The sequence below is a fragment of the Shewanella sp. 10N.286.51.B8 genome, from assembly GCF_041469325.1.
Taxonomy (GTDB): Bacteria; Pseudomonadota; Gammaproteobacteria; order Enterobacterales; family Shewanellaceae; genus Shewanella.
In genome coordinates this window covers 73,287-99,167 of the sequence record NZ_JBFRKG010000017.1, presented here as the reverse complement: position 1 = coordinate 99,167, position 25,881 = coordinate 73,287, and the positions used below count along the sequence as shown (strand labels likewise).

The following is a 25,881-nucleotide window of genomic DNA, read 5'->3' as shown; positions in this document are numbered from 1 at the left end:
CTTTGTCGCAATTTTTTGATGCGAAATATGTCTTGGTCAGTCGAAATAGTGATCTTAATTGTGCATACTGCCATAGTTGTAATACTTGCAGTACAGTAAACCTAATCAAAACAGAAGTAGAGATGGAACTCATGAAGCAGTTAACGGAATTCGAAAAGTATGTGATTGAACAAAAAGGAACTGAGCAACCTTTTAGCGGCGAATACGTCAAACATGATGCCCCAGGGGTGTATTTATGCAAAAAGTGCTTAGCGCCTCTGTATAAAAGTGAGCATAAATTTAATGCTCATTGTGGTTGGCCTGCTTTTGATGATGAAATACCGGGAGCAATTGACCGAACTCCCGATGAAGATGGCCATCGAATCGAAATCACCTGCCGAAAATGTGACGGCCACCTAGGGCATATATTTGAAGGCGAAATGTTAACCGCTAAAAATATCCGTCACTGTGTCAATTCTGTTTCGATGATATTTCAAACGGCAGATGAATTACAAAAAGTAAATAGTAATCAGTTTGCTACTTTTGGCGCGGGCTGTTTTTGGTGCATTGAAGCGGTATTTAATGAGTTAAAGGGAGTGATTGAGGTAACGCCAGGCTACAGTGGCGGTAGTGGTAGCGATGCAAATTATATGGCGGTATGTTCTGGTGATACTGGACATGCTGAAGTTATATTGGTGGAATTTGATCCTAGTATCATTAGTTACCAAAGCTTACTGGCGGTTTTCTTTGCCATTCACAATCCCACCACCTTAAATCAGCAGGGTAATGATAAAGGTCCGCAATACCGTTCAGTTATTTTTACTCATTCAACAGAGCAGGTTGATCAAGCGACCATCGCTATTAGTAAACTAATTCAGCAAGCCATTTGGCCTAAACCTATAGTGACCGAAGTTGCCATGTTCGAAGCTTTTTATCCTGCAGAAAGTGTTCACGAAAATTATTATGCTAATAATGCTGAGCAGCCATATTGTGAGTTAATTATTAAACCAAAATTTGAAATGGCGATGAAACGATTTGAGCAGTTGTTAAAGGACACTGATAAATAATGACTAGCTAAGGTTAGTTTACATCGGCAACAAAAAAGGCGAACTGAGTTCGCCTTTTTTAATGTGTAAACCTAACGATTAAGAGTCTAATGCGTCGTCAGCCACTTTGTAATGGGGATCTTCAATCACATTGACCTCGACTAACGCTCTAGCTTTATGGAGTAAATCTTTACAATCACCGCTCAAATGGCGCAAGTGTAACTTCTTACCGGCAGCAAGATAACGCTCTGCTAAGGTGTCAATTGCATCGAGGGCAGAATGATCTGCAACCCGTGAGTTTTGGAAGTCTACGATAATGTCTTCAGGATCATTCTCTGCGTCAAACAGCTCTAAGAAATTAGATACCGAACCAAAAAATAACGGTCCATTTAATTTGTAAACTTTCCAACCGTTGGCATCAATATTGGTTTCAACATTAATATGTTTGGCATGCTCCCAAGCAAAGACTAATGCAGACACAATAACGCCGACAAATACTGCGAAGGCTAAATCTGTGAACACGGTTACCGTTGTTACTAACACAATGACAAACGCATCATGCTTAGGCACTTTGCCCATGACTTTGAAACTGGCCCATTCAAAGGTACCTAAAACGACAATGAACATAACCCCAACTAATGCAGCTAACGGAATTATTTCAATAAAGGCTGCACCAAATAAGATAAATGCCAATAAAGCGAGTGCTGCAGTGATCCCTGATAATCGTCCACGACCGCCAGAGTTGATGTTAATCATCGATTGTCCAATCATCGCACAGCCACCCATAGCGCCGAAAAAGCCACTGGTAATATTACCAACACCTTGACCAACACATTCTTTGTTACCTTTACCACGGCTGTTAGTCATTTCATCAATAACGGTTAGCGTCAGCAATGATTCAATCAAGCCTACAGCAGCAAGAATACAGGCATAAGGCAGAATGATATAAAGCGTTTCTAGCGTGAATGGGACACTTGGGATAGCAAAGCTTGGCAGGCTACCTGCAATTGTTGCTTGTTCATCGCCGCTCATGGTTTTTAAGAAATCGAGTACATTGCGAGTATCTAAATCTAAGCCTACAACCAATGCCGTTACCGTTAAAATAGCCACCAATGAAGAAGGGATAGCAGTGGTTATTTTGGGTAAGAAGTGAATGATCGCCATAGTTAGTGCCACTAAAGCTAACATAATCATTAGGGGCTCTTGTGCAAGCCATACCATGTTGCCAGCAGCATCTTTTACTTTAAATTGGCCTAATTGTGCAAGGAAAATCACAATGGCTAAGCCATTCACAAAACCTATCATCACAGGATAAGGAACAATACGGATAAATTTACCCAGTTTAAAAATACCGGCAGAAATTTGTATTATCCCTGCCAGTACTACTGCGGCAAATAGGTATTGAACACCATGTTCAACCACCAGTGATACCATAACAACAGCCATCGCGCCGGTAGCGCCAGAAATCATCCCAGGACGGCCACCAATAACAGCAGTAATTAGCCCCATGATGAAGGCTGCGTAAAGTCCTACCATAGGCTCAACTTGTGCGACAAAAGCAAAAGCAACGGCTTCAGGAATAAGCGCGAGTGCAACGGTTAAACCAGATAATATATCTGCTTTGCCGCTACTGGTTTTATGACGTAGTAGATCGAACATTTAACCTCTGAAATCTATTGATGTGTTTGATAATAAAAGTGTGAGCATGTTAACAAAAATGACAAACCTTCTAAACCTGAAATTAAACTTAATTTGTGCTAATTCGTATCGTTAGGGTTTTAGAGAGAATTTTTAAGAGGATAAGCTAAGCTTGATATTTTCGTTAGTAACAGAAAAACTAGATCACAGCTGAGGTTTTATAATCAGGATTAATATCAAGGCTTGATAAGGGCTGGTAGTTTGAACAGTCTCTAAGTTTTTAGTAAAAGTTAAGCATAAAAAACCACGCTAAGAAGCGTGGTTTTTATTACCATCAAAGGTGAATGCTAACAGTTATGCTTTAGACATATCTGCTGAAGCACTATTGGCCACTTTTGACTTAACGCTATTGGCTTCAGTTTGCGAAGCTTGATACTCGCGGCCTTTTGGCACAGCTTGCTGAGTACGAACCTCTGTTACTGGCTTAGTCGTATCTGACATGACCATAGAGCCGAAGCGGCTAGCGACAGGTGCTTTTTTAACAGCTGGTTCAGCTTTAACTTCGGTTGGTGCGACAGTTGTTGGTGCGACTGCGGCTTTACGTTGTATTGCAACAGGCTTAGTCATAGGTGCAGATGCAACCGTTTTAACTTCAACTTTAGCTGTTTCAGTTTTCACTTCAACCGCTGGCGTTTCAGTTTTCACTTCAACCGCTGGCGTTTCAGTTTTTACTTCAACTGCTGGCGTTTCAGTTTTAACTTCAACCGCTGGCGTTTCAGTTTTCACTTCAACTGCTGGCGTTTCAGTTTTTACTTCAACTGTTGGCGTTTCAGTTTTAACTTCAACTGCTGGCGTTTCAGTTTTCACTTCAACTGCTGGGGTTTCAGTTTTAACTTCAACCGCTGGGGTTTCAGTTTTAACTTCAACCGCTGGCGTTTCAATTTTAACTTCTACTGCAGGTGTTTCGGCTTTAACTTCGACAGCTGGCGTTTCTACAGTAGGTGCAGCTTTAGCTTCGTTAGCTTGCTCTGCATCAAGTTGTTTTTCTAGCTCATCAACAGATGTAAATACAGCAGGGCTTGACGAGGTATCATCTTCATCACGACGACGACGTTGACCCGCTGCACGAAGGTGGCGAGGGCTACGACGGCTACGGCGCTGTCCTTCACGCTTGTCATCAGCATCTTCATTTACGGTTTCAGAAGCATCTTGAGTTGCTGTGATTTCTTCTGCAGATGTTGTGTTAGCAACAGCGGTTTCAGTAACAGGCGCCTGAACCGGTGCTTGCGCTTCAACTGGCGTTTTAGCTTCTACTTTAATGTCAGTTTCAGTGCTAACGTCTTTAGTCACTGGAACAGCAGCCTTAGCTTCAGATTTAGCTGAATCATTTTTAGTGATAACTTCAGCGTCTTTTCTTGGGCGGCGAGTACGGGCAGGTTTTGAATCCTGTTTGGTCTCTGGCTTAGCTTTAGGTTCAACTGCAACTTCAACCTGTGAAGTGGTGGTTTCCGCTAATTTAGCTTCGTTTTGCTCATTTTCAATTCGCACTTTACGACGCATGTTACGACGTTGACGACGCTCTCTCGCTGCTTCTTGCTTAGGCGATTTCTCAGCATCTTGACGTGGCTTTTCTGTCTTCGCTTTTGGCTCTGCTTTAGTTGGACGCTTATCAAGTTGTTCTTTATTAGCTACATCTCTGTCCGACTTTTTATTGCGCGCTTTATTATCACGGCCTTTATTATCAGCGTCGTTGCGAGTATTACGGCGGTTGTCATTTCGAGAATCGTTACGACGACTGTCATTACGAGAGTCGTTACGACGATTACGACGGTTGTTTTGTGCTTCTTTACGGTTCTTATCAGCAGATTTAGTTTCAGTTTTAACTGGCTCTGGTGAGGCGAATAAACCACTAATAGCAGCAACAATTTTTGAGAAGAACCCAGGCTCTGCAGGCGCAGCCGGTTTGGCTACTGCAGCAGGTTTAGCTGCAGTTGTAGCTGCTGGCGCCGCTTTAGGGGTACCGAAGCCTTTAATTGCTGGCTGTTGTGCTTCCGCGCGCTCTAATTTGCGAGGCTCGTAAAGTTTTGCAGCAGGCTTTTCAACACGCTTGTAGCTTGACTCAACCACTTCATCATCGCTTCTGAGGCGTGATACGCGGTAATCTGGTGTGGTCATATGTGCATCTGGGATGACATAAACTTCAACTTTATGGCGCTCTTCAGTAATACGAATTGCTTTACGCTTTTCATTTAACAAGAAGGCCGCTACATCGACAGGCACTACTGCTTCTATTTGAGTGGTGTTTTCTTTAATTGCTTCTTCTTCCATTAAGCGAAGAATAGAAAGCGCTAAAGACTCAGTGCTACGAATCGTACCTTGACCGTGACAGCGAGGGCATAAATGGCCAGCTGATTCACCAAGAGAAGGACGAAGACGTTGACGAGACATTTCCATCAGGCCGAAGCGTGAGATGCGACCGAGTTGAACACGGGCACGATCTAAATGAACCGCATCACGCATTCTATTTTCAACTTCACGTTGGTGTCTAACAGGGGTCATATCGATGAAATCGATAACCACTAAACCGCCTAAGTCACGAAGACGTAATTGACGGGCAATTTCATCAGCAGCTTCTAGGTTAGTGTTTAATGCTGTTTCTTCGATATCACCGCCTTTGGTTGCGCGTGCAGAGTTAATATCGATAGAGGTCAACGCTTCAGTTGGGTCAATAACGATTGAACCACCTGAAGGCAAACGTACTTCACGTTGGAAAGCCGACTCGATTTGAGATTCAATTTGGAAGTGAGTAAATAACGGCACTTCTGATTCATAACGCTTAACGCGCTCAACAAAATCTGGTCGAACTAAACCTATGTGCTGTTTAGCTTCTTCAAAAATGCGCGGGTGGTCGATTAGAATTTCACCGACATCACGGCGTAAGTAGTCACGTATTGCGCGAACAATAACGTTACTCTCTTGGTGAATTAAGAAAGGTGCAGGTTTGGTTTGCGCGGCCTCTTGAATTGCATCCCAGTGATGTTGTAAAACTTTCAAGTCCCACTTTAATTCAGCAGCATCTTTACCAACACCTGCAGTTCGAACGATTAAGCCCATACCGTTTGGCACTGATAACTCAGACATTGCCGCTTTAAGTTCAGTACGCTCATCACCTTCAATGCGACGAGAAATACCGCCAGCACGTGGGTTATTAGGCATAAGTACTAAGTAAGAACCTGCAAGACTGATAAAGGTTGTTAGCGCAGCGCCTTTATTACCGCGTTCTTCTTTATCAATTTGAACGATAACTTCTTGACCTTCAGATACCACTTCTTTGATATTTGGACGGCCTTGGAAAGAGTAACCTTTAGGGAAGTATTCGCGAGCAATTTCTTTTAGCGGTAAGAAACCATGGCGATCAGCACCATAGTCAACAAAAGCAGCTTCTAAAGAAGGTTCTACGCGGGTGATAGTACCTTTATAGATATTTGATTTTTTTTGTTCATGGCCTGGGCTTTCGATGTCCAGATCATACAATTGTTGCCCATCAACTAGGGCAACACGCAACTCTTCAGACTGAGTTGCATTAATTAACATACGTTTCATGATGACTTAATTCTTCTAATAAGGTCATCAAACAAAGTAAATTCGCTGCATTACGGGCCTAAAATGGTTATGCACAAAGCCTCGCGGCTGGTTTTTAGGCAAGTTAGGTGCGCATTACTGTAAGACGCATCGCTGCGTGTCGCATCCTATTTATGGCTTATTTTTTAATAATTACAAAAACAAGGAATTGGTTGTTCATTATCAACCAACCCCATAAATTTAATATTTCTTCCGATAATGCCCAAGTCGAATTGGTTTGTTTGATAACAAGCTAAAATTTGTTCGAATTTGGGATGGTATTTTTCAGGAAAACTTTTAAAATAAAGATGACACCGACGGTTTAATTGTAAAAACGAATTATTTCGTTTTGTGATGTTTACAATTTGCAAATCAATGACTTGCTACCAGTCTTGTTCATGAATTCTACTGAAAAAACACCGTAATAAATTGAGTTTGTGAACATTTTATCCACTGTTTATCCTCAATCACAGCGCAAATATAGCAATAATCAATTTAGACAGCAATCAAAACTCTCATTCTTATTGTCCCATCAGGTAGAAACTTAGGTTACAATACGCGCCGTAATAACTTAAGGCGCATCATGAATACAGAAACTCCCACAAAAGTTCAATTGGTCACTATTGATGAAGACCATTTCGAACAACGCATTGACAATTTTCTTCTCACCAAATTGAAAGGTGTACCTAAAAGCATGATTTACCGAATCGTGCGTAAAGGTGAGGTGAGGGTTAATAAAAAAAGAGTGAAGCCAGAATACAAGCTTCAACTTGAAGATGTTGTTCGTATTCCGCCAGTTAGAATTGCGGAAAAAGACAACCGCACAGCGCCGTCTGCAAAACTGTCTAAAGTAAGCCAGTTAGAAAGCAGAATCATTCATGAAGATAATCATCTTATCGTGCTGAACAAACCTGCAGGTATCGCAGTTCATGGTGGTAGCGGTGTCGATTACGGTGTGATTGAAGGATTACGTTCTTTAAGGCCACAGCAAAAATTTTTAGAGCTAGTACATCGTTTAGATAAAGACACCTCTGGCGTGTTGCTTATTGCCAAAAAGCGCAGTGCACTTAAGCATTTGCATGAGCAACTTAGAAACAAAACGATGCAAAAGGATTACCTTGCATTAGTTAGAGGTGATTGGCAGGCAAAAGACAAAGTGGTTAAAGTGCCTTTGCTAAAAATTACCTTAAAATCCGGCGAACGTATTGTTCGTGCCAATCAAGAAGGTAAACCTTCTGAAACACGTTACAAAATTATGCAGCGTTACCAAGGATGTACCTTAGTCAAAGCCAGTCCAGTGACAGGTCGAACTCACCAAATTCGCGTGCATTGTCAATATGCCGGCCATGCTATTGCGTGTGACGACAAATACAGTGAGCAAAAATTTGACGATTCTATGCGGGCTAAAGGTTTAAATCGTTTGTTCTTGCATGCTGCAGAGCTTAAATTTAAACATCCTGACAATGATGAAGTCACCACAGTCAAAGCGCCACTTGATGATGTTTTGTTAGCCACTTTAGATAAATTGACTCGTGCATGAAGCTAAATAATATAAAGCAGTACCAATTAGTGATTTTTGATTGGGATGGCACCTTAATGGATTCAGTCGGTAAAATTGTCGATTGTATGCAAAGCGTGGCGCAATCATTAGCACTTGATATTCCCTCTGAGCAAGCGGTTAGGGATATCATTGGCTTGTCTTTATTACCTGCGTTAGAAAAATTATTTCCTCATCATGGGAATAAGTACGATGAATTAATCGCAGGTTATAAACACTATTACCTTAATGTTAATCTAACACCATCGCCTTTGTTTGACGGCATAGAGCATTTACTTGCACAACTCAAAACCGCTGGTTACACCTTGGCAATTGCCACTGGTAAAAGGCGGGCGGGCTTAGACCGAATGTTGGCTGAAACTGGTTTAGGGCAATATTTTGTCGCGACTCGCTCAGCCGATGAAGCGCATTCGAAACCGCATCCATCGATGATTTTATCTTTGCTCGAAGAGTTAAATATTAACGCGGATCAAGCGGTGATGATCGGTGATTCAAAACTTGATATTGCGATGGCGAACAATGCTAAGGTAAACAGTATTGCGGTCACCTATGGCGCCCATAGCCTAGAGGATCTGTTAACTGAAGGGCCCACAGCCACAGTTAATCAGCCGAAAGATATTTTATTACATATATAAGCAGAGCCATAATACGCTTTGCTTACTTTTGTAATTCATAAAGCCGATGTTAACCGCATCGGCTTTTTTGTGAGCCAATTACCAGTTGAACTGACAGCTAGCCAAAGCGGCATTGTGCAAGCTAAAGACGGTCTTGTTGAAAATTTAGCATTGTGTAAATATTTTTTAGCATCAAAAAGTTTATAGCACGTTTATATTATGGCGCTTTAATAGCTCGATTAAGCGGATTAATGGCAGACCAATGAGGGTATTAGGGTCATCTCCCTCAAGGCGTTCAAATAAAGCAATACCCAGTCCTTCAGATTTAAAACTACCTGCGCAATATAAAGGCTGCTCTAAATCAACATAACGCTCAATTTCTGCAGTCGTTAATTTTTTAAAGTGCACAGTGAAGGGTTCTACAATGCTATAAGCTTGCTGTGTGACATTATGGATAACACTTAAGCCAGTATAAAAGGTAATAGATTGACCTGAGGCTTGCTTAAGTTGTTTAACTGCGTTTTGTTTGTTTAGTGGTTTACCAATGATTTGTCCATTAATGACGGCCACTTGATCAGAGCCGATGATCACAGCAGGAATATGCGCTTGCTGACAGCTCGTTTGATTAAATAACTCAACACCAGCTTTTGCTTTTAATTGCGCTAAACGCAAAACTAATTGCTGCGCTGTTTCATCTTTAAGCGGCGTTTCATTGGTTTTTGGGCTGACACATTCAAACGGCAGTTGTAATTTTTCTAATAACGCTTTGCGATAAATAGAGGTGGAAGCTAGGATGATTTTAGTGTTCATGGCTCACTATTCGGGGAATTAGACAATTACTTCTATAATACGATAAAAAAGCGACTGAATGGAGTAATTTTAGTCGGATCGCGCTTGTGATCGCGGGCTGTGACAGGTAAAATTTCGCTTCGATCCATTTTAATGTTGGTGTTTAAGTAATGAGTCTATTTTGTTTGGTTAAGTCATTAACCACAATTTGGATAAATTTTCTTTGACTCTAGCGTTTTCAAACTATAATATGCGCGCCTTATGCAAACAGTAAAGATACCAGTATCAATTGATCCTATTCGAACTGCAGCCAGTGGTCTTCGTTATGAAGGCATAGTGCCTGGGGTTCAAAATAAGCGATTAAATGAATTATGTGCTGGCGATTGTTCCGATGTGACAGTGTCGTTAGAATGTGGCGTCGATATTCAGGGGATAGTCTACCTTCGCGGGAAGGCTGTGACGGAGCTCACTCTGCTATGTCAACGTTGTATGACACCATATACCACAAAGGTTACGGTCGACTTCAGCTTTGGTCTTTGTAAGACCCAAGATGAAATCGATGAGCTCCCGGATGCGTATGAGCCGATTGAGTGCAATGAAATTGGTGAAGTTCGTCTACATCAATTGGTTGAAGATGAATTGATAATCGCTATGCCAATTATTCCTATGCATCAGAATGATGATTGCAATTTAGGAACGAGCGACGTAGTTGTAGGCGAGATTGACCCCTCTCATGAGGAGCGTCCAAATCCGTTTGCAGTGTTAGAAAAACTGAAGAGCAAGTAATCTAGGAGACAGGTCAAATGGCTGTACAACAGAATAAAAAATCACGTTCAAAGCGCGGCATGCGCCGTTCACACGATGCATTGAGCACAGCTCAATTATCTGTAGACGCTACTAGCGGTGAATTACATCTACGTCACAATGTGACTGCTGATGGTTTTTACCGCGGTAAAAAGGTTATCAACAAGTAATTGTTGCTAATCTTATGACGAATCTGACGCTCGCGTTAGATGTGATGGGGGGCGATCATGGCCCCCTCGTCACAGTGCCTGCAGCCTTGCAGGCACTGAAATTTAACCCTCAATTATCAATTTATCTAGTCGGTAATCAAGCCGAAATAGACCCATATCTAATTGATATTGAAACGGCTATTCAAGCAAGAATTCAAATTATCCATACCACTGAAGTCATCACTATGTGTGATCGACCAATTCATGCTATCCGTTCTAAAAAACAAAGTTCAATGCGCTTAGCATTAGAATTAGTTAAAGATGGTAAGGCTCAGGCCTGTGTGAGTGCGGGTAATACTGGCGCGTTAATGGCGCTATCAAAGATCTTATTAAAAACCTTGCCCGGTGTAGATAGACCTGCATTAGTCAGTTGTTTACCTGCTATGACAGGTAAACCAGTTTATTTACTCGATCTGGGTGCTAACGTTTCTTGCGATTCTGAAACCTTGTTTCAGTTTGCTGTCATGGGCTCGGTGTTATGTGAAGTTGTGCATAAACGCTCTAGACCAAAAATTGCGTTACTTAACGTCGGTATTGAAGACGTTAAAGGTAACGATCAAGTCCAACAAGCAGCTCAGCACCTGATACACACTTCTCAAGTCAATTACGATGGCTTTATTGAAGGTGATGAGATATTTACCGGCAAAGTCGATGTTATCGTCTGTGACGGCTTTGTTGGCAACATTACATTAAAAACATCTGAAGGTATTGCTAAGTTATTAGTTCATCAATTAAAACATGGATTAACTCAAGGCTTTTTCGTTCGTTTGTTATCAAAATTCCTCGCTCCACGTATCCAAGCTGTACTGAGTAAGATGAACCCCGACCACTACAATGGTGCAAGTCTGATAGGATTGCGCGGAATAGTAGTAAAAAGTCACGGAAATGCTGATGAAGCCGCTTATTTACAAGCAATCAATTTAGCTGCAACGGAAGCAAAACGTCGTTTACCGGAAATGATTAAAGATCGTCTGGAGACGATTCTTTTAGACATCAATAGCTGATCTCATAATATGTATACAAAAATTCTCGGAACTGGTAGTTATCTGCCGGTGCAAGTTCGTAGTAACCACGATCTAGAAAAAATGGTCGACACCTCTGACCAATGGATTGTGGAACGTACGGGTATTTCAGAGCGACGCATCGCTGCTGAATATGAATCTGTGACTACCATGGGTTATCAAGCTGCGCTGAAAGCCATAGAAATGGCAGGTGTTGAAGCAAGCGAATTAGATATGATTGTCTGTGGTACAACCAGTGCCAATAATGCATTTCCAGCTGCGGCTTGCGAAATACAAAAATTATTAGGCATTCATACTATTCCTGCATTTGATATTGCTGCCGCATGTTCAGGCTTTGTTTATGCATTGTCGGTTGCAGATCAATTTATTAAAACCGGTGCCGCTAAGAAAATATTGGTGGTGGGCGCTGACGTGTTGTCACGCCTGTGCGATCCTGAAGATCGCAGTACCATCATATTATTTGGTGATGGTGCTGGCGCTGCGGTTATTGGCGCCAGTGAGCAACCGGGTATTATTTCAACCCATATTTATGCCGATGGCCGCCAGGGGGATTTGCTAAAGTGCACATTCCCGCCTCGGGCCAGCGAAACATCAGAAGCTGTGAGCTTTATGACCATGAAGGGCAATGATGTCTTTAAGTTTGCGGTGACGCAATTATCCCATGTGGTGACAGAAACCCTGCGAATTAATAATATCGACAAGTCTGAAATTGATTGGTTAGTACCACATCAAGCCAACTTTAGAATTATTAAAGCGACCGCCAAAAAGTTAGATATGAGTTTAGATAAAGTGGTATTAACGCTGGCAAAGCACGGTAATACTTCAGCAGCTTCTGTGCCTATCGCGTTAGATGAGGCAGTAAGAGATGGCCGTATTAAACGCGGACAGCTTATTTTACTTGAAGCATTTGGCGGTGGATTTGCTTGGGGCAGTGCGCTAGTTAGATTCTAGATATCATTGATAAATAGCAGTAGGATATAACGCGATTAATTTATATTTTACAGCTAGCAAAAAATAAAAAGTTGTTTTTCAAAAACGAATAAAGGTAATAATTATAATGGAAAATATAGCGTTTGTTTTTCCAGGTCAAGGCTCGCAATCAGTTGGTATGCTTGCTGATTTAGCAGCTGATTACCCTGTAGTAACTGAGACATTTGCTCAGGCGAGTGCCGTATTAGGTTACGACTTATGGGCATTGGTGCAAGATGGACCTGCTGAAACTCTAAATGAAACAGATAAAACTCAGCCTGCATTATTAACCGCAAGTGTGGCTATCTGGCGCGTTATCGAAGCAAGTGGCACGATTAAACCTGCTGTTTTAGCAGGCCATAGTTTAGGTGAGTATTCAGCATTAGTGTGTGCTGGCATTATTGCCTTTGAAGATGCGGTAAAATTAGTTGAATTGCGCGGTCAATTAATGCAGCAAGCAGTACCAGCAGGTACCGGTGCTATGTACGCCATTATTGGTTTAGATAATGATGCAATTGCTAAGGCATGTGAAGAGTCAGCAAATGGCGCTGTTGTTAGCCCTGTGAATTTTAATAGTCCTGGCCAAGTAGTTATTGCGGGTGAAAAAGAAGCCACAGAAAGAGCCGCTGGCGCATGTAAAGCTGCTGGCGCTAAAATGGCAGTTGCTTTACCTGTGAGTGTGCCGTCACATTGCGCATTAATGAAACCTGCAGCTGATAAACTGGCACTTGCATTAGAGAATATCAAGTTTAACTCGCCGGTTATTTCTGTGATTAATAACGTTGATGTAGCAAGCCCTAATGATGCAGCTGCAATTAAAGATGCGCTAGTTCGCCAATTATATTGCCCGGTACGTTGGAGTGAGACAGTTGAGTTAATGGCAAGTCAGGGGATTACTGATTTAGCTGAAATTGGCCCTGGTAAAGTATTAACTGGGTTATCAAAAAGAATTAATAAGTCATTAAAAGGGCAAGCAATTAATAATGCAGCCACTTTATCAGCTTTAATCCAATAAGGAATATTCATGAGCATTAGCTTTGATTTAACAGGTAAAGTCGCGTTAGTTACTGGCGCAAGTCGTGGTATTGGCCGTGCCATCAGTGAAACACTGGTTGAAGCAGGCGCTACCGTGATCGGCACTGCAACCAGTGAAAAAGGTGCCGCTGCAATTCAAGATTACCTTGGTGATAACGGCTTTGGTTTAGTATTAAATGTGACTGATAGTGAATCAGTTACACAATTATTTAGCCAGATAAAAGAAAAAGCCGGAGATGTTGATATCTTAGTAAACAATGCTGGTATCACACGTGATAATTTATTAATGCGCATGAAAGATGATGAGTGGCATGATATTCTTGACACTAATTTGACATCACTGTTTAGATTATCCAAGCCGGTTATGCGGTCTATGATGAAAAAGCGCAGCGGCCGTATTATTAATATTGGCTCTGTGGTCGGAACCATGGGTAATGCCGGGCAAGTAAACTACTCTGCAGCTAAAGCTGGTTTGATTGGATTTACAAAATCTCTTGCAAGAGAGGTTGCATCTCGTCAAATTACCGTTAATGCTGTTGCCCCTGGATTTATCCAAACAGACATGACAGATGAGCTTAATGAAGAGCAGCAAAAAGCTTTCATGGCGCAAGTTCCAATGGCTCGACTCGGTCAGGCGCAAGAGATTGCCAATGCGGTATTGTTTCTAGCTTCTGACTCTGCAGCTTACATCACTGGTGAAACTTTGCATGTAAACGGCGGAATGTACATGGTCTAAGGACCATAATTGATAACGACTTTTATTGAATCTCGTTTGATATCAAAGTATGATAATTTTCGTGGTTAGACCACGAAAACTAAGCTTGCAATGTCAGCTGGATCGAATAAACTACTCTCAATCTTACGCAAGTGTGTAATTTGAATAGGAAAGAAAACTAATGAGCAACATCGAAGAACGTGTAAAGAAAATCATTATTGAGCAACTTGGCGTTAAGGAAGAAGACGTTAAATCAGCTGCATCATTCGTAGACGATTTAGGTGCAGATTCTCTGGACACTGTTGAATTGGTTATGGCTCTAGAAGAAGAGTTTGACACTGAGATCCCTGATGAAGAAGCTGAAAAGATCACTACTGTTCAAGCAGCGATCGATTACGTTTCAAAAAATCAGTAATCCCTGATTCACTAAAACAGGTGGCATTTATGCCGCCTGTTTTTGTTTGTGGCGTCGAATAAATGTCGACTTAACTCTCTATAAAAGTGAGTTAACCCATCATTTCTTATCATCCGTTTGATCTTTTTCCTTTGATTGGTGGTGGGTTAACAGAATATCTCTTGGCGAATGCCTAATAAAATACAAAGGTGAATGCTGTGTCTAAACGTCGTGTGGTAATTACAGGTTTAGGACTAGTTACTCCAGTGGGTAACGATGTCGAATCTTCTTGGCAATCTTTATTAGCTGGTAAAAGTGGTATTGCACCTATTACCAAATTTGATGCAACTGAATTTAGTACTCGTTTCAGTGGCTCGGTAAAAGACTTCGATGTTGAGCATTATATGTCTCGCAAAGATGCCCGTAAAATGGATTTATTTATCCAATACGGCATGGCTGCAGGTATACAAGCAATGACAGACTCAGGTCTTGATATGGAACAAGAAAATCCAGCGCGAGTTGGCACAGCGATTGGTGCTGGTATGGGCGGAATGCCATTAATTGAGCAAAATCATGCAGCATTGCTTAAAGGTGGCCCTCGAAAAGTGTCGCCATTTTTTGTTCCTAGCACCATTATTAATATGATTTCTGGTCATTTATCTATTAAGTATGGCATGACTGGGCCAAACTTTGCAGTGACAACAGCTTGTACAACGGGTGTGCATAATATTGGTTTTGCAGCGCGTACGATTGCCTACGGTGACGCCGACGTTATGGTTGCTGGCGGCGCTGAAGATGTTACTTGTCCGTTAGCTGTTGCTGGTTTTGGCAGCGCCAAAGCCTTGTCAACTCGTAATGACGATCCAACCTCTGCAAGCCGCCCATGGGATAAAGACCGTGATGGTTTTGTTATCGGTGATGGCGCAGGTGTGTTGGTGATGGAAGAGCATGAGCATGCTAAGGCGCGCGGCGCTAAAATTTATGCAGAGCTTGTTGGCTTTGGTATGAGTGGCGATGCTTTTCATATGACATCACCACCAAGTGATGGTGCGGGCGCTGCTGCAGCAATGGTTAATGCCATTAATGATGCGCAAATTGCCAATGAAGAGGTTGGTTATATCAATGCCCATGGCACTTCGACTCCAGCAGGTGATAAAGCTGAAGCGGCTGCGGTTAAGTCGGTGTTTGGCGACCATGCTTATGATTTACTTGTAAGTTCTACTAAATCTATGACCGGACATTTATTAGGTGCAGCGGGCTCAGTTGAAGCAATTATTACAATCTTAGCGTTGCGGGATCAAATTGTACCGCCTACCATTAATTTGGATAACCCTGATGAAGGTTGTGACTTAGATTTTGTACCGCACGTAGCCAAACCCCATAGTTTTGATTATGCATTGTGTAACTCATTTGGCTTTGGTGGCACTAATGGTTCACTTTTATTTAAAAAGTAACGTGATTAAAATGTAATAAAAAGGCAGTCACTTTAAAAGTGACTGCCTTTTTATTTAAATTAATTAAAGCTTACAGTTTTATTAGTCGCTGCTGTACTCGCTCAATGTCGTTACTCTTACCCACTAATTGAATATGATCGCCTTCTTCAGTTATCAGATCAGGAGTAATCAACATATCAAATTTATTTCTGGCAAGTGCTGTAATACATACTGAACTGTCGGTATTGGCATTCAGCATTTTTTTAATCGCTTTTAGTGACAGACCAACTAAGTGGTTAGGCTTAATCACGTATTCAAATGTCGTTTCAATAATGTTGCTATCATCAATAGCGATTTCAGTACCAATGATATTATCATCATAATAATAAAGTGCATTATTAGGTCCGGTAATGGTCACAATATCACCTGCTGCAATCATATCAGGCTGTTGTTTATCAAGGTTTTGGCTTAAGGTTAATTCAAAACTCACATCAATTGCTGCCTCATTAAGTTGTAACAAGGTTTTATCGACGACCGTACTATCGTTATTTACTTCAAATGAGCGAGAAACAATATTTTTAGTGGTATTGATATTTTTTGGCTTAAATGGATCCATTAACAAGAGTTTACTCTCTGTATATTTAGAGCCAGATAAAAAACCAATGATATAGATAAATATACCCAATAGCAGTACACCAAGTTCTGGCTCTAAATGGAGATGAAGCAGTGTGATGGTGATGCAACCACCGATAAAACTAGCCAGAATACCAAACACAACTCTGTGCATGCTAATTAAGCCGATTAAAAAACCTATTACTAATGTTAAAACAAAAGTGATGTATGGGTTGGAATGAAATAAATTTTCAATTGTTTCCATAATTATGACTACTTTATTTTGGAGCGATTTATGCCAACAATACTCATTACTGTATATATTAATTACATAGTAGGGATATTCACCCTTGGTAAAATATCACCAACGATAATCAATACAGTGTGGTGTTATGCAGTCATAATAAAGTGCAGTCAGTTTTATAGACAATCTCATTTGAAGGATGAAACCCTGCATTGAAGTTGCTGAAGATAACTAAAGGGATGAAAGCCTCTTAATGCAGAGGCTACTAATACAAATATGATGCTATTATTTGGATCTAACTCTATTTATATAGTTAGCTATGGCTGATGTGATAGACTTTTTGGCCGGCATAACTTGTTTTGAGTGTGGGTTCCAAAGTGATATAGGTACTTGTAATGCGTCTTGTATTTGTTCTATTTCTATCGGTATAAGATCGTGTGCAGTATATTCCATGGAATTGATTAACAATGGGAAAATGCTCCACCCAAGACCTTCTTCAACCATTTTAATGATGAGAGTCAGTTGATCTACCACTTCATAATTGGAGGAGACAATGATTTTTTTACTCATATCATCATCAAGCATGGATTTTAAGATAAACTGACGGCTAGTCTTCATTTTAGCCAAGGTTGCTTCAGAGTTTAGTGTTGCTAGGTCAGCGTCTTTGTTGGTGAAAGCGGCAAATGACATGTTACATAAAAAAGTATGATCGATGCTGTTTAGCACTTTGCTTTCGTATACATTCACAATTCCAAAATGAATACTGCCGTCTTGTATTCCCACTTTAATATCATTTTTGGTTCTGACGAGGAAGTTAACTTTTAATGATGGGCTGTCAATTAGCAGTTGTTTTCTTATCTCAGATATCACTTGTTGCGGTATAAAACTGCAATACCCAATTGTAATTGAATTAAGCTCACCAAATGCCAAGCTCATGGCCACTTGGTCAAAGGTTTTGGATTGCTCAATAGCCTGTTTGGCATAGTTATAAAGTAGTACTGCATCTTCAGTCGGTTCAACGGTTCTACCGATCCGTTCAAACAGGGTAATGGCTAATTGATCTTCAAGGTTATTAATGACTTGGCCAATAGTTGTACGATGTTTGTCCAGTTTCACCGCTGCTTTACTGAAAGCTTTCTGCTCATAGACAGTTACAAAGGCAAGAAGTTGTTCCAAACTAAAGTTCATAGTTGTCTCTTCAAATAATGAAAAATGCGATGTGGTATGCATTTGGGGTTATACCGTCACTTAAATCACAATTTATCACACATAAAAACAATTGTTTATAGATTTCGATGGGTGAGATCCATCATAGATGATTACAAGATTTTCTCTGCCGCCATTAAAATATATGCATAAATGAGTAAGAAGACATTAAGTCAATGTTTTTTAAATAGTTAATATTATTTAGGTGATAGGCGTATGAGCATAATGCCCCATGAAGTGGTAATCGGTGATGTGTATTTTCCGCCATTATTACTGGTTGCCGCTATGGCATATATATTAACCGGCGTAGTTACCGCTATTGGTACTAAAATTGGTTTACATAAATATGTCGCAGCTCCGGCCATAGTTGAATTGTCTATGGTTATTCTTTTTATCGGCTTAATTAGCCAATTTATTTCCATATTTTAAGTAGGTAACGCCAATGTTTAAACGTTATTTTATTACCCTGTTGCTGATGGCGGCGGCAATAGGTGTTTTGTATAGTCAGTATCAAACTTACACTGATAATCCTTGGACAAGAGACGGTCAAGTCAGAGCCTATGTTATCCAAGTAACCCCACGAGTGACAGGTCAAATTGTAAAAGTTAATGTCATTGATAATAGTCATGTACAAAAAGGTGATGTGCTTTTTGAGATTGACGCTAGCCTATACCAAACCAGTTTACAAAAAGCGGTAGCAACTGAAAAGCAATCACAAGCATTAGTTCGTAAGGCTCAGAACGAGTCTAGTCGTGCTATTGAATTAGAAAAGCTAACCCCTGGTGCTCAGTCAGTGTTAACCCTTAATAATCTACAAAATGCAGTTGAAACCGCACAAGCGAACTTGTTAATGGCAAAAGCCCAAGTGGCAGAAGCTAAATTAAATCTAGCTTACACTAAAATTACTGCACCAACAGATGGCTATATTACTAATTTGAATTATCGAGTAGGCTCACAAGTCGTTGCTAATTCGCCTGTTGTTGCTTTGATTGATGAAAACAGCTTTTGGATTGACGGTTTTTTTAAAGAAACTGATTTAAAAGATGTGGCTATTGATAATAAAGCCCAAGTCACATTAATGATGCATGACCAAGTCACTTTAGAAGGTAAAGTACAAAGTATTGGTTACGGCATTTCGAAAACTGATGGCAGTACCGGCAATTCGTTACTACCTAATGTGAACCCGAATTTCGAGTGGATCCGCTTAGCACAACGCATTCCAGTTAAGATAAAACTTGATAAGTTACCTGAAGATATTCAGCTGCGAGTAGGTATGACGGCATCGGTAAAAATTCTAAAGCATTAAATTTTATAGAGTGAGAATGTGTATGCTCAGTTTACCCGTTAAGGAAGCGATAAAAGTTTCTGTCTCTGTCGGTATAGCAATTGCCTTAGCATTGCTTTTTCAATGGGAAAAACCTTATTGGGCTGCTATTACCGTTATTGCCATTGCTTCAAATGAAACTCTTGGGCATGGCTTACACAAAGGTAAAAACCGCCTTATAGGTACAGTTTGCGGCATTAGTGTGGCGTTATTTCTGGTGAGCTTTTTTGCCCAGACTCCGATGTTATTCATTGGTTGTTTACTGTTGCTTTTGGCTGTTAGCGTGTGGTTTGCTGATAATTTGCGTTATGGTTATGCATTTACCATGGGCTTTACTGTGTGCACTATTGTTGCGGTAATGGGAGGCTTTAATGGTGAAGCTTCATTTGATATTGCGGTTTTACGAATACAAGATAATTTACTTGGAGTGCTAGTTTATTCAATTGTTTATCGTTTTATTTGGCCTTTAAACACTGAATCTTTATTCTTTAGCAGCGTTGACTCTGCGTTAAATGCTTTTCATAAAATAGATAACGCGCTTAACGAGGCTGCAAAAAGTGCTCATCATGATAATATTCAAGACTTATTAGTCGATGCACAATTACTGATTGATAAATTAAGTGACTTGATCAGTATGCCATTGAGTTCCAGTTATAAACTTCAACATGAAAAAGATAAATGGACTGTCATAGTCGATGGTTTTTCTCACGTTCTGCAGCATAGCAAATCCACCATCAAGTTGTTATCCAGTGATAAACCCAATGATGATAAGTTGCAACAGTTAGGTTATTTTTCCCAAGAAATTAAAATGCTTGATAATGCCATTAATGGCGAAAAGTTAGATGTTGAAATTTTAGCTAACTACTGGAAGCAAGAGAGCATAAAGCCCCAAAACTCGAAAGAGGCTGTAAAAGAAAATTTATTGAAAGTGAGAATTAACAGAGTTATAAAGGCGGTTGCAATAGCCTCAACTTGTTATGGCGCATGGATATATTTTGCCTTACCTGGTGGTATTTTTATCCCTATGTTTGGTTCAATTTTTGCCAATATAACAGTCAGTTTACCATTTCCTTTAATGAAGCAGGTGATATTATCTGCACTGCTATGGGGAGTGTTTTTTTTACTGCAATATATTTTTATAATGCCCGCATTTACAGAGCTTTGGCAGTTAGTTGGTTTTTATATGATTAACGTTTTCCTCATTTGGGGACTTTTTCCAAAGCCTGCAATGATGCTAGTGCGTATGCTAGGTGGCAATTTACTTATGGTAATGACTATGAGTGCATTACATTTAACGCCTAGTTATGACATTAATACGCCATTGCTGATACTGGTCATATTAATGATTACCGTGATTGTTGCACGTTTCTATAATCAATTATTTATGCTCAAATAAGAGAAATAAGATTTCCTCATGACGCTCAATACAGCATTGAGCGTCATTAATAGCCTCGAATTTACATTCTTTTATATATAATTCCAGTTTAACCCCCTAATCCTTCTATTGGTTTTGATCCGTTTTTATTTTATCTACTTAGGTAATTTTGATGCTGATTTGCTGTTTATCTCAGTAGTGGTTTTTATTCATGTAGGGTTTAATCCATCAATAGCGATTAAATATCTAATAAATAAACACATACAATATTCCCATTGAACGGAAAAAGCGCGTTAGCCAATAACGTTTGCTGAACTTGCATTATGTTTTTCCGAAATTTGAATCAGGAAATGATTCGATAACTTATTTGCCATAGATTGGCTTTCAAAGGGTACTATTAATGAATCAAACGCTATTTTGTTCACTTAATCATTTTTCTACTTCTCGCTGTATTCTAAAAGCAATACCAATAGCCATATTGTTAACACTCTCAAACGTAAGTTATGCGCAGGAAAGTATTTTTGTTGAAGATAAAAACAACAAACAACTCATTAATTCAGCGGAGCAAAATGTTTTTCAACAATACGGCGTTTCAGAAGATATTTTGAAATTAGGCTTAAGCTCGCTGTCACTAGGTGATCAGCAAGTTGAGCGTGTGGTTAGAACCTTGGAAGTCGGCGATAAGGTAAAAAGTTCAGATGTGTTTTTGGTTCAAAGTACAGATACTCGCGGTAATATTGATCTGAGAATTAAATATGACCAATCTAAATTAGATGATAATGAGGATGTCATAAAAACTATCGAACAAATAACTAAAACAGAATATCGCTTGAAAAATTACATGGAAAGTTATGATAAGTCTTCCGTCGTTGTTGATGAGATATCTGCCAATGAAATAGAAATAAGCTTTAATTACTCTAAATATGGTTTACCGCAAGATATTGCTTATTTTCGTTTTATGCGGGTTAAGCTTACTGTAGTAAATGGTGTTGCAACCAAAATGGTCATGACCAATTCAAAACCATTTGATTTTGATGCGTTTAGTGTCGAACATTATCGTCAAGAAGTTGATTTAATGACACTGGTTAACGGACACACAGCCATTGCAAATAAAGTGATTCACGCTACTGGTAAAAAAGGTAACAAAGAAGCAAGTTATCACGCAACTATCAAGCCCGTGGCATTTTATGATGATGAACATGGTGCATTAGTTTTTGATGAAGCGTCATTAAAAATGGTTTCTGATCCGCGCATTCGTGAAGAAAAGGTCGATTTAGATAGACTCTTTCCGTTAATGAGTGATTTAGTTCGCCAGCAAGGTATTGATGTGCCACTGCCATTTGGTTTTTCGGTCGCTTATCGAAATCAAGATATGGATTTTGGTTTTGATAGTTTTAATATTATGGGGGTAGATTTGGATGAATGGTTTGATCCATCGAGCTCAGTTGGCACTGTTAATGCTGAAAGTTATTCATTTAGAGCTGATGTCAATATTTTACCGTTTTGGAATATATATGCTTTAGTGGGCAAGGTGAATGTGGATGCAGTCGTTGATGCCCAATATACCGGAAAACTTAAAGATGTGTTTGAAGATAAGCTCGGGGTTATCGGTGGCAGTTTGGCATGCAGTTTATTAGAAAATCAGGGCGCTGATTTATGCTCACCAGGAAGAGTCGAAGTGCCGCTACATTTAGAATATGATCTGGCAGGTTTGGGGACAACGCTTTCTGTCGGTTATAAAGAATTTTTTGCATCTGTTACTGCAACTTACTCTAAAACTCGTCTTGATGGCCAGGATTGGGGAGATGGTATTGTGACTATCCAGCCAATGCTTGGTTATCAATTCCTTGAGTCGCGAGCACAAATTTTTATCGGCGCAGAATATCAAGGCCTTAAGCCTTCGATGACTGGTAATTTAGGCGATATATTGGGAACCGGTGAAGACTTTACTTTTGATGTGGGTGTAGGGTTAGAACAATGGGCTTATTTAGTGGGTTTTAATAAACAGATAGGTCGTCATTTAAATTTGACAGGGCTGTACAATAAAGGTGAAACAAGAAGTTCATTTACTTTAAATTTAGGTTATCGTTTTTGATGTATTCAGTGGTAATTCAAGAGCCACCCATTAGCTAACCCTTTATAGTGTCAGTTTTAGTAAGCACAACTTTTTTAAGTTGTGCTTTTTTGTTTTTTGAAACTCAGCAGTATTTTTTTGAACTACCAAATAGCAATTAAGTACTCTTTCATCAAATATTTTCATTTAGGCATAATTTTTACTCATTTCTTTGATTAATTATCGTAAACTGACATTAATTAGCTGAATTAGGAGTCGTTATGGCCGGATTAGAAAGAGAAATTACCTTAAGGTTTTTAGCTGAACCTGCAGATGTGAACTTTGGCGGCAAAGTGCATGGTGGCGCGGTGATGAAATGGATTGATTTAGCTGCATATGCTGGTGCTGCAGGTTGGAGTGGTAAATATTGCATTACCGCTTATGCTGGTGGTATTCGTTTTGTAAAGCCTATCCATGTGGGCAATATTGTTGAAGTAAGCGCCAAAGTTATTTATACCGGCACATCGTCCATGCATTTTGGTATAGCGGTTAAAGCGGGTGACCCTAAAGAGCCTGAACGTCATCTTACTACCCATTGTATCGTGATTATGGTCGCAGTTGATGATGATGGTAAACCTACATCAGTACCTGAGTGGGTCCCCCAAACAGATGATGATATTCGTTTGAGGGATTCAGCATTACGTTTAATGGATATGCGCAAAAAAATTGGCTCTGAAATGGAAGCCCATGTAAAACCGGCTTTGTAATCAATGTATTAGCCAAAATTCAATCGCTTACTCATAAAGCCTGACTCGTTTTGGCTTGTAGCACAATCAACACTATTTTTAATAAACAACCACAATAATAATGAACGAAGGAATGATATGGCTAAAGTAGCATTTATCGGCTTGGGCGTGATGGGATACCCAATGGCAGGGCATTTGGCTAACCAAGGGCATCAAGTTACGGTTTATAATCGCACCACAGCAAAAGCGCAGCAATGGGCAGCGCAATATTCTGGTGAGTTAGCATTGACCCCAAAACTTGCGGCAGTAGAGCAAGATATCGTGTTTACTTGTGTGGGTAATGATGACGATCTTCGCCAAGTGGTTTTAGGGGAAGATGGCATTGTTCATGGGATAAAAGCTGGTGCAATTTTGGTCGATCACACCACCGCATCTGCCGATGTTGCTCGTGAACTGGCAGCCGTGCTTGCTAAGCAAGAGGTTGAGTTTCTAGATGCGCCCGTATCAGGTGGTCAAGCCGGTGCTGAAAATGGCGTGTTAACTGTGATGATGGGCGGAAAAGAAGCCGTTTTTAACCAAGTAAAACCGGTCATTGAGGCCTATAGTCGCTGCGCAGAATTATTAGGGGAGGTTGGCGCGGGCCAGTTAACCAAAATGGTCAATCAAATCTGTATCGCAGGAGTGGTGCAAGGGCTTGCCGAAGGGTTACACTTTGCTAAAAGTGCAGGTCTTGATGGTTTAAAAGTGGTTGAGGTGATCAGCAAGGGCGCAGCTCAAAGCTGGCAAATGGAAAATCGTTATCAAACCATGTGGCAAGGTGAGTATGACTTTGGCTTTGCCATTGACTGGATGCGTAAAGATTTAGCTATTGCTTTAGATGAAGGGCGTCGTAATGGTAGCCAGTTACCAGTTACTGCCTTAGTGGATCAATTTTATTCTGAAGTACAAGCCATGAAAGGTAACCGCTGGGATACTTCAAGTTTGTTAGCGCGTTTAGAAAAAAACCGCTAGACGCTCTCAATGGTGATAACTTATTAGCCATTGCACAATTTTGTCGTTTAAGTTGCGAATTTAGTTTGTTGGTAACATAAAAGCTCGCTGGTATTTAACATTGCCAGTGAGCTTTTTTGTTATCGTATTAGCCCTTGGTATTTGTAAAAAATTCAATAATTTACTATCACTTGTTGTAATAATGTTCATTGGTTCTCAAGGTGATTGATTAGCTTATAAGCATTTGCTGCTCATAAATGGCGCTTAAGTTAATAGGTCGTTAATTTGTATTAAATTATACTATCGAAAATATAAATTCGATTTAATTTAAATGCCGCATTTTACTCAATAAAATCGTAATAAATGCTAGTAAATTAAGCTTAGCTAACGTAAAATTCCAGCTTTTGTTTTACCCCCATGCTTTAGGCATAAAGTTGACTTTGTGCCTAGACTACTATGTCGCCTGATAATCAGGCGCCCAATAGCATTTGATATGCAAAAATGCAGTGGATGAGAAAATGCAGCAGTTAACAGAGATCGTAGAACAAGCCTTAGAAGTAATAGGTAAGGCCAGTGATCTAAAGACACTGGATGATATCCGTGTCGACTACCTTGGTAAGAAAGGTAAGATCACTGACATGATGAAAATGATGGGTAGCTTAAGTCCAGCAGAGAAACCTGCCTTTGGACAAGCAGTCAACCAAGCTAAGCAAGCGGTACAGAAGCAACTTTCTGAGCGTATTGAAGGCTTAAAGGCTGCTGAATTAGAAGCGCAACTTATCGCAGATAAAATCGATGTAACCTTACCAGGTCGTACGCTTGAAATGGGCGGTTTACACCCAGTAACACGTACGATTGAACGTATTGAAACTTTCTTTGGCGAGCTTGGTTTTACCACTAAGCATGGTCCTGAAATCGAAGATGACTTTCATAACTTCGATGCATTGAATATTTCTGAGCATCATCCAGCTCGTGCTGATCATGACACCTTTTATTTCAATCCAAAAGTGATGTTGCGTACGCAAACTTCAGGGGTACAAATTCGTACCATGGAGCATGAAAAGCCACCTTTACGTATCATTTCTCCAGGTCGTGTTTATCGTAACGACTACGATCAAACTCACACGCCAATGTTCCACCAAGTGGAAGGTTTGTTAGTTGATGAAAAAGTTAACTTTGCAGAGCTGAAAGGCATTTTGCATGACTTCTTACGTAACTTTTTCGAAGAAGATTTAGAAGTGCGATTCCGTCCATCTTACTTCCCGTTTACTGAGCCTTCAGCTGAAGTTGATGTTATGGGTAAAAACGGTAAGTGGCTTGAAGTATTAGGTTGCGGCATGGTGCACCCTAATGTCCTTCGCAGTGTCGGTATCGACCCAGAAAAATACTCTGGTTTTGCTTTTGGTATGGGGGTTGAGCGTTTGACTATGCTGCGCTACGGTGTTAACGACTTACGTGCCTTCTTTGAAAACGATTTACGTTTTCTTAAGCAATTCAAATAACGG

At 40.2% G+C, this 25,881-nt stretch carries 23 protein-coding genes; 18 read left to right on the top strand and 5 right to left on the bottom strand.

All coding sequences use genetic code 11. From position 1 onward, the window contains the following. Window positions 1-131: 131 nt before the first annotated feature. Window positions 132-1,046, top strand: a complete 915-nt coding sequence (locus tag AB4160_RS07735) for a bifunctional methionine sulfoxide reductase B/A protein (protein WP_102530768.1) — start codon at window positions 132-134, stop codon at window positions 1,044-1,046. A 78-nt stretch (window positions 1,047-1,124) separates the two neighbouring features. On the opposite strand, the gene AB4160_RS07730 is transcribed toward AB4160_RS07735, so the two are convergent. After that, window positions 1,125-2,684: a SulP family inorganic anion transporter gene (locus tag AB4160_RS07730; RefSeq protein WP_076536194.1), complete on the bottom strand. Its 1,560-nt coding sequence runs from the start codon at window positions 2,682-2,684 to the stop codon at window positions 1,125-1,127. Window positions 2,685-3,017: 333 nt separating this feature from the next. After that, window positions 3,018-6,266, bottom strand: a complete 3,249-nt coding sequence (rne, locus tag AB4160_RS07725) for a ribonuclease E (RefSeq protein WP_372004135.1) — start codon at window positions 6,264-6,266, stop codon at window positions 3,018-3,020. 601 nt (window positions 6,267-6,867) lie between these two features. Here rne and rluC point away from each other — a divergent pair. Next, on the top strand, window positions 6,868-7,824 hold the full coding sequence (gene rluC / locus AB4160_RS07720; protein ID WP_102520007.1) for a 23S rRNA pseudouridine(955/2504/2580) synthase RluC: 957 nt from the start codon (window positions 6,868-6,870) through the stop codon (window positions 7,822-7,824). Beyond that, entirely contained in the window at window positions 7,821-8,477 is a 657-nt protein-coding gene (locus AB4160_RS07715; protein ID WP_102440289.1) for an HAD family hydrolase, read from the top strand. The genes rluC and AB4160_RS07715 overlap by 4 nt, the downstream gene beginning before the upstream one ends. Before the next feature lie 180 nt (window positions 8,478-8,657). Here AB4160_RS07715 and AB4160_RS07710 read toward each other — a convergent pair whose 3' ends face one another. Beyond that, window positions 8,658-9,266: a nucleoside triphosphate pyrophosphatase gene (locus AB4160_RS07710; protein ID WP_303409975.1), complete on the bottom strand. Its 609-nt coding sequence runs from the start codon at window positions 9,264-9,266 to the stop codon at window positions 8,658-8,660. 240 nt (window positions 9,267-9,506) lie between these two features. Between AB4160_RS07710 and yceD the strand changes: the two genes are divergently transcribed. The 8 genes from yceD to fabF all read left to right on the top strand — a co-directional run bounded on the left by yceD (window position 9,507) and on the right by fabF (window position 15,847). After that, on the top strand, window positions 9,507-10,031 hold the full coding sequence (gene yceD, locus AB4160_RS07705) for a 23S rRNA accumulation protein YceD (RefSeq protein WP_076536204.1): 525 nt from the start codon (window positions 9,507-9,509) through the stop codon (window positions 10,029-10,031). A 17-nt stretch (window positions 10,032-10,048) separates the two neighbouring features. After that, window positions 10,049-10,219: a 50S ribosomal protein L32 gene (rpmF, locus tag AB4160_RS07700; protein ID WP_011496728.1), complete on the top strand. Its 171-nt coding sequence runs from the start codon at window positions 10,049-10,051 to the stop codon at window positions 10,217-10,219. Window positions 10,220-10,233: 14 nt separating this feature from the next. Then, window positions 10,234-11,262, top strand: coding sequence for a phosphate acyltransferase PlsX (gene plsX, locus AB4160_RS07695; protein ID WP_076536206.1), 1,029 nt, complete (start codon window positions 10,234-10,236; stop codon window positions 11,260-11,262). Between the two features lie 9 nt (window positions 11,263-11,271). Then, window positions 11,272-12,231 (top strand): beta-ketoacyl-ACP synthase III, encoded by a 960-nt coding sequence (locus tag AB4160_RS07690; protein WP_372004133.1) that lies wholly within the window; start codon window positions 11,272-11,274, stop codon window positions 12,229-12,231. A gap of 106 nt (window positions 12,232-12,337) precedes the next feature. Then, on the top strand, window positions 12,338-13,264 hold the full coding sequence (fabD, locus tag AB4160_RS07685; protein WP_102440292.1) for an ACP S-malonyltransferase: 927 nt from the start codon (window positions 12,338-12,340) through the stop codon (window positions 13,262-13,264). Window positions 13,265-13,273: 9 nt separating this feature from the next. Beyond that, window positions 13,274-14,020, top strand: a complete 747-nt coding sequence (gene fabG / locus AB4160_RS07680) for a 3-oxoacyl-ACP reductase FabG (RefSeq protein WP_102477237.1) — start codon at window positions 13,274-13,276, stop codon at window positions 14,018-14,020. A 160-nt stretch (window positions 14,021-14,180) separates the two neighbouring features. After that, window positions 14,181-14,414 (top strand): acyl carrier protein, encoded by a 234-nt coding sequence (gene acpP, locus AB4160_RS07675; RefSeq protein WP_011496723.1) that lies wholly within the window; start codon window positions 14,181-14,183, stop codon window positions 14,412-14,414. Window positions 14,415-14,611: 197 nt separating this feature from the next. Further along, entirely contained in the window at window positions 14,612-15,847 is a 1,236-nt protein-coding gene (gene fabF, locus AB4160_RS07670; protein ID WP_372004131.1) for a beta-ketoacyl-ACP synthase II, read from the top strand. Between the two features lie 70 nt (window positions 15,848-15,917). Here the strand turns inward: fabF and AB4160_RS07665 are convergent, their stop codons facing one another. Both AB4160_RS07665 and AB4160_RS07660 read right to left on the bottom strand, forming a co-directional pair. After that, the gene (locus AB4160_RS07665; protein WP_157936432.1) at window positions 15,918-16,613 is read right to left on the bottom strand and encodes a TrkA C-terminal domain-containing protein; all 696 of its coding nucleotides are present in this window, start codon (window positions 16,611-16,613) and stop codon (window positions 15,918-15,920) included. 354 nt (window positions 16,614-16,967) lie between these two features. Further along, entirely contained in the window at window positions 16,968-17,870 is a 903-nt protein-coding gene (locus tag AB4160_RS07660) for a LysR family transcriptional regulator (protein WP_102437897.1), read from the bottom strand. Window positions 17,871-18,104: 234 nt separating this feature from the next. On the opposite strand from AB4160_RS07660, the gene AB4160_RS07655 reads away from it, so the two are divergent. The 7 genes from AB4160_RS07655 to pheS all read left to right on the top strand — a co-directional run bounded on the left by AB4160_RS07655 (window position 18,105) and on the right by pheS (window position 25,878). Next, a complete protein-coding gene (locus tag AB4160_RS07655) occupies window positions 18,105-18,317 on the top strand; it encodes a DUF1656 domain-containing protein (RefSeq protein ID WP_102437895.1) in 213 nt (70 codons plus the stop codon). Between the two features lie 13 nt (window positions 18,318-18,330). Beyond that, window positions 18,331-19,194 carry an HlyD family secretion protein gene (locus tag AB4160_RS07650; protein ID WP_102437893.1) on the top strand — a complete coding sequence of 288 codons (864 nt, stop codon included), beginning with the start codon at window positions 18,331-18,333 and terminating at the stop codon, window positions 19,192-19,194. 16 nt (window positions 19,195-19,210) lie between these two features. Then, on the top strand, window positions 19,211-20,608 hold the full coding sequence (locus tag AB4160_RS07645; protein ID WP_372004129.1) for an FUSC family protein: 1,398 nt from the start codon (window positions 19,211-19,213) through the stop codon (window positions 20,606-20,608). Between the two features lie 379 nt (window positions 20,609-20,987). Next, complete coding sequence (locus AB4160_RS07640) at window positions 20,988-22,682, top strand: hypothetical protein (protein WP_198589307.1); 1,695 nt, start codon at window positions 20,988-20,990, stop codon at window positions 22,680-22,682. Between the two features lie 239 nt (window positions 22,683-22,921). Continuing rightward, window positions 22,922-23,407: an acyl-CoA thioesterase gene (locus AB4160_RS07635; RefSeq protein WP_102437889.1), complete on the top strand. Its 486-nt coding sequence runs from the start codon at window positions 22,922-22,924 to the stop codon at window positions 23,405-23,407. Between the two features lie 117 nt (window positions 23,408-23,524). Continuing rightward, window positions 23,525-24,397 (top strand): NAD(P)-dependent oxidoreductase, encoded by an 873-nt coding sequence (locus tag AB4160_RS07630; protein WP_102437887.1) that lies wholly within the window; start codon window positions 23,525-23,527, stop codon window positions 24,395-24,397. Window positions 24,398-24,894: 497 nt separating this feature from the next. Beyond that, window positions 24,895-25,878 carry a phenylalanine--tRNA ligase subunit alpha gene (gene pheS, locus AB4160_RS07625; protein ID WP_076536230.1) on the top strand — a complete coding sequence of 328 codons (984 nt, stop codon included), beginning with the start codon at window positions 24,895-24,897 and terminating at the stop codon, window positions 25,876-25,878. Window positions 25,879-25,881 lie beyond the last annotated feature (3 nt).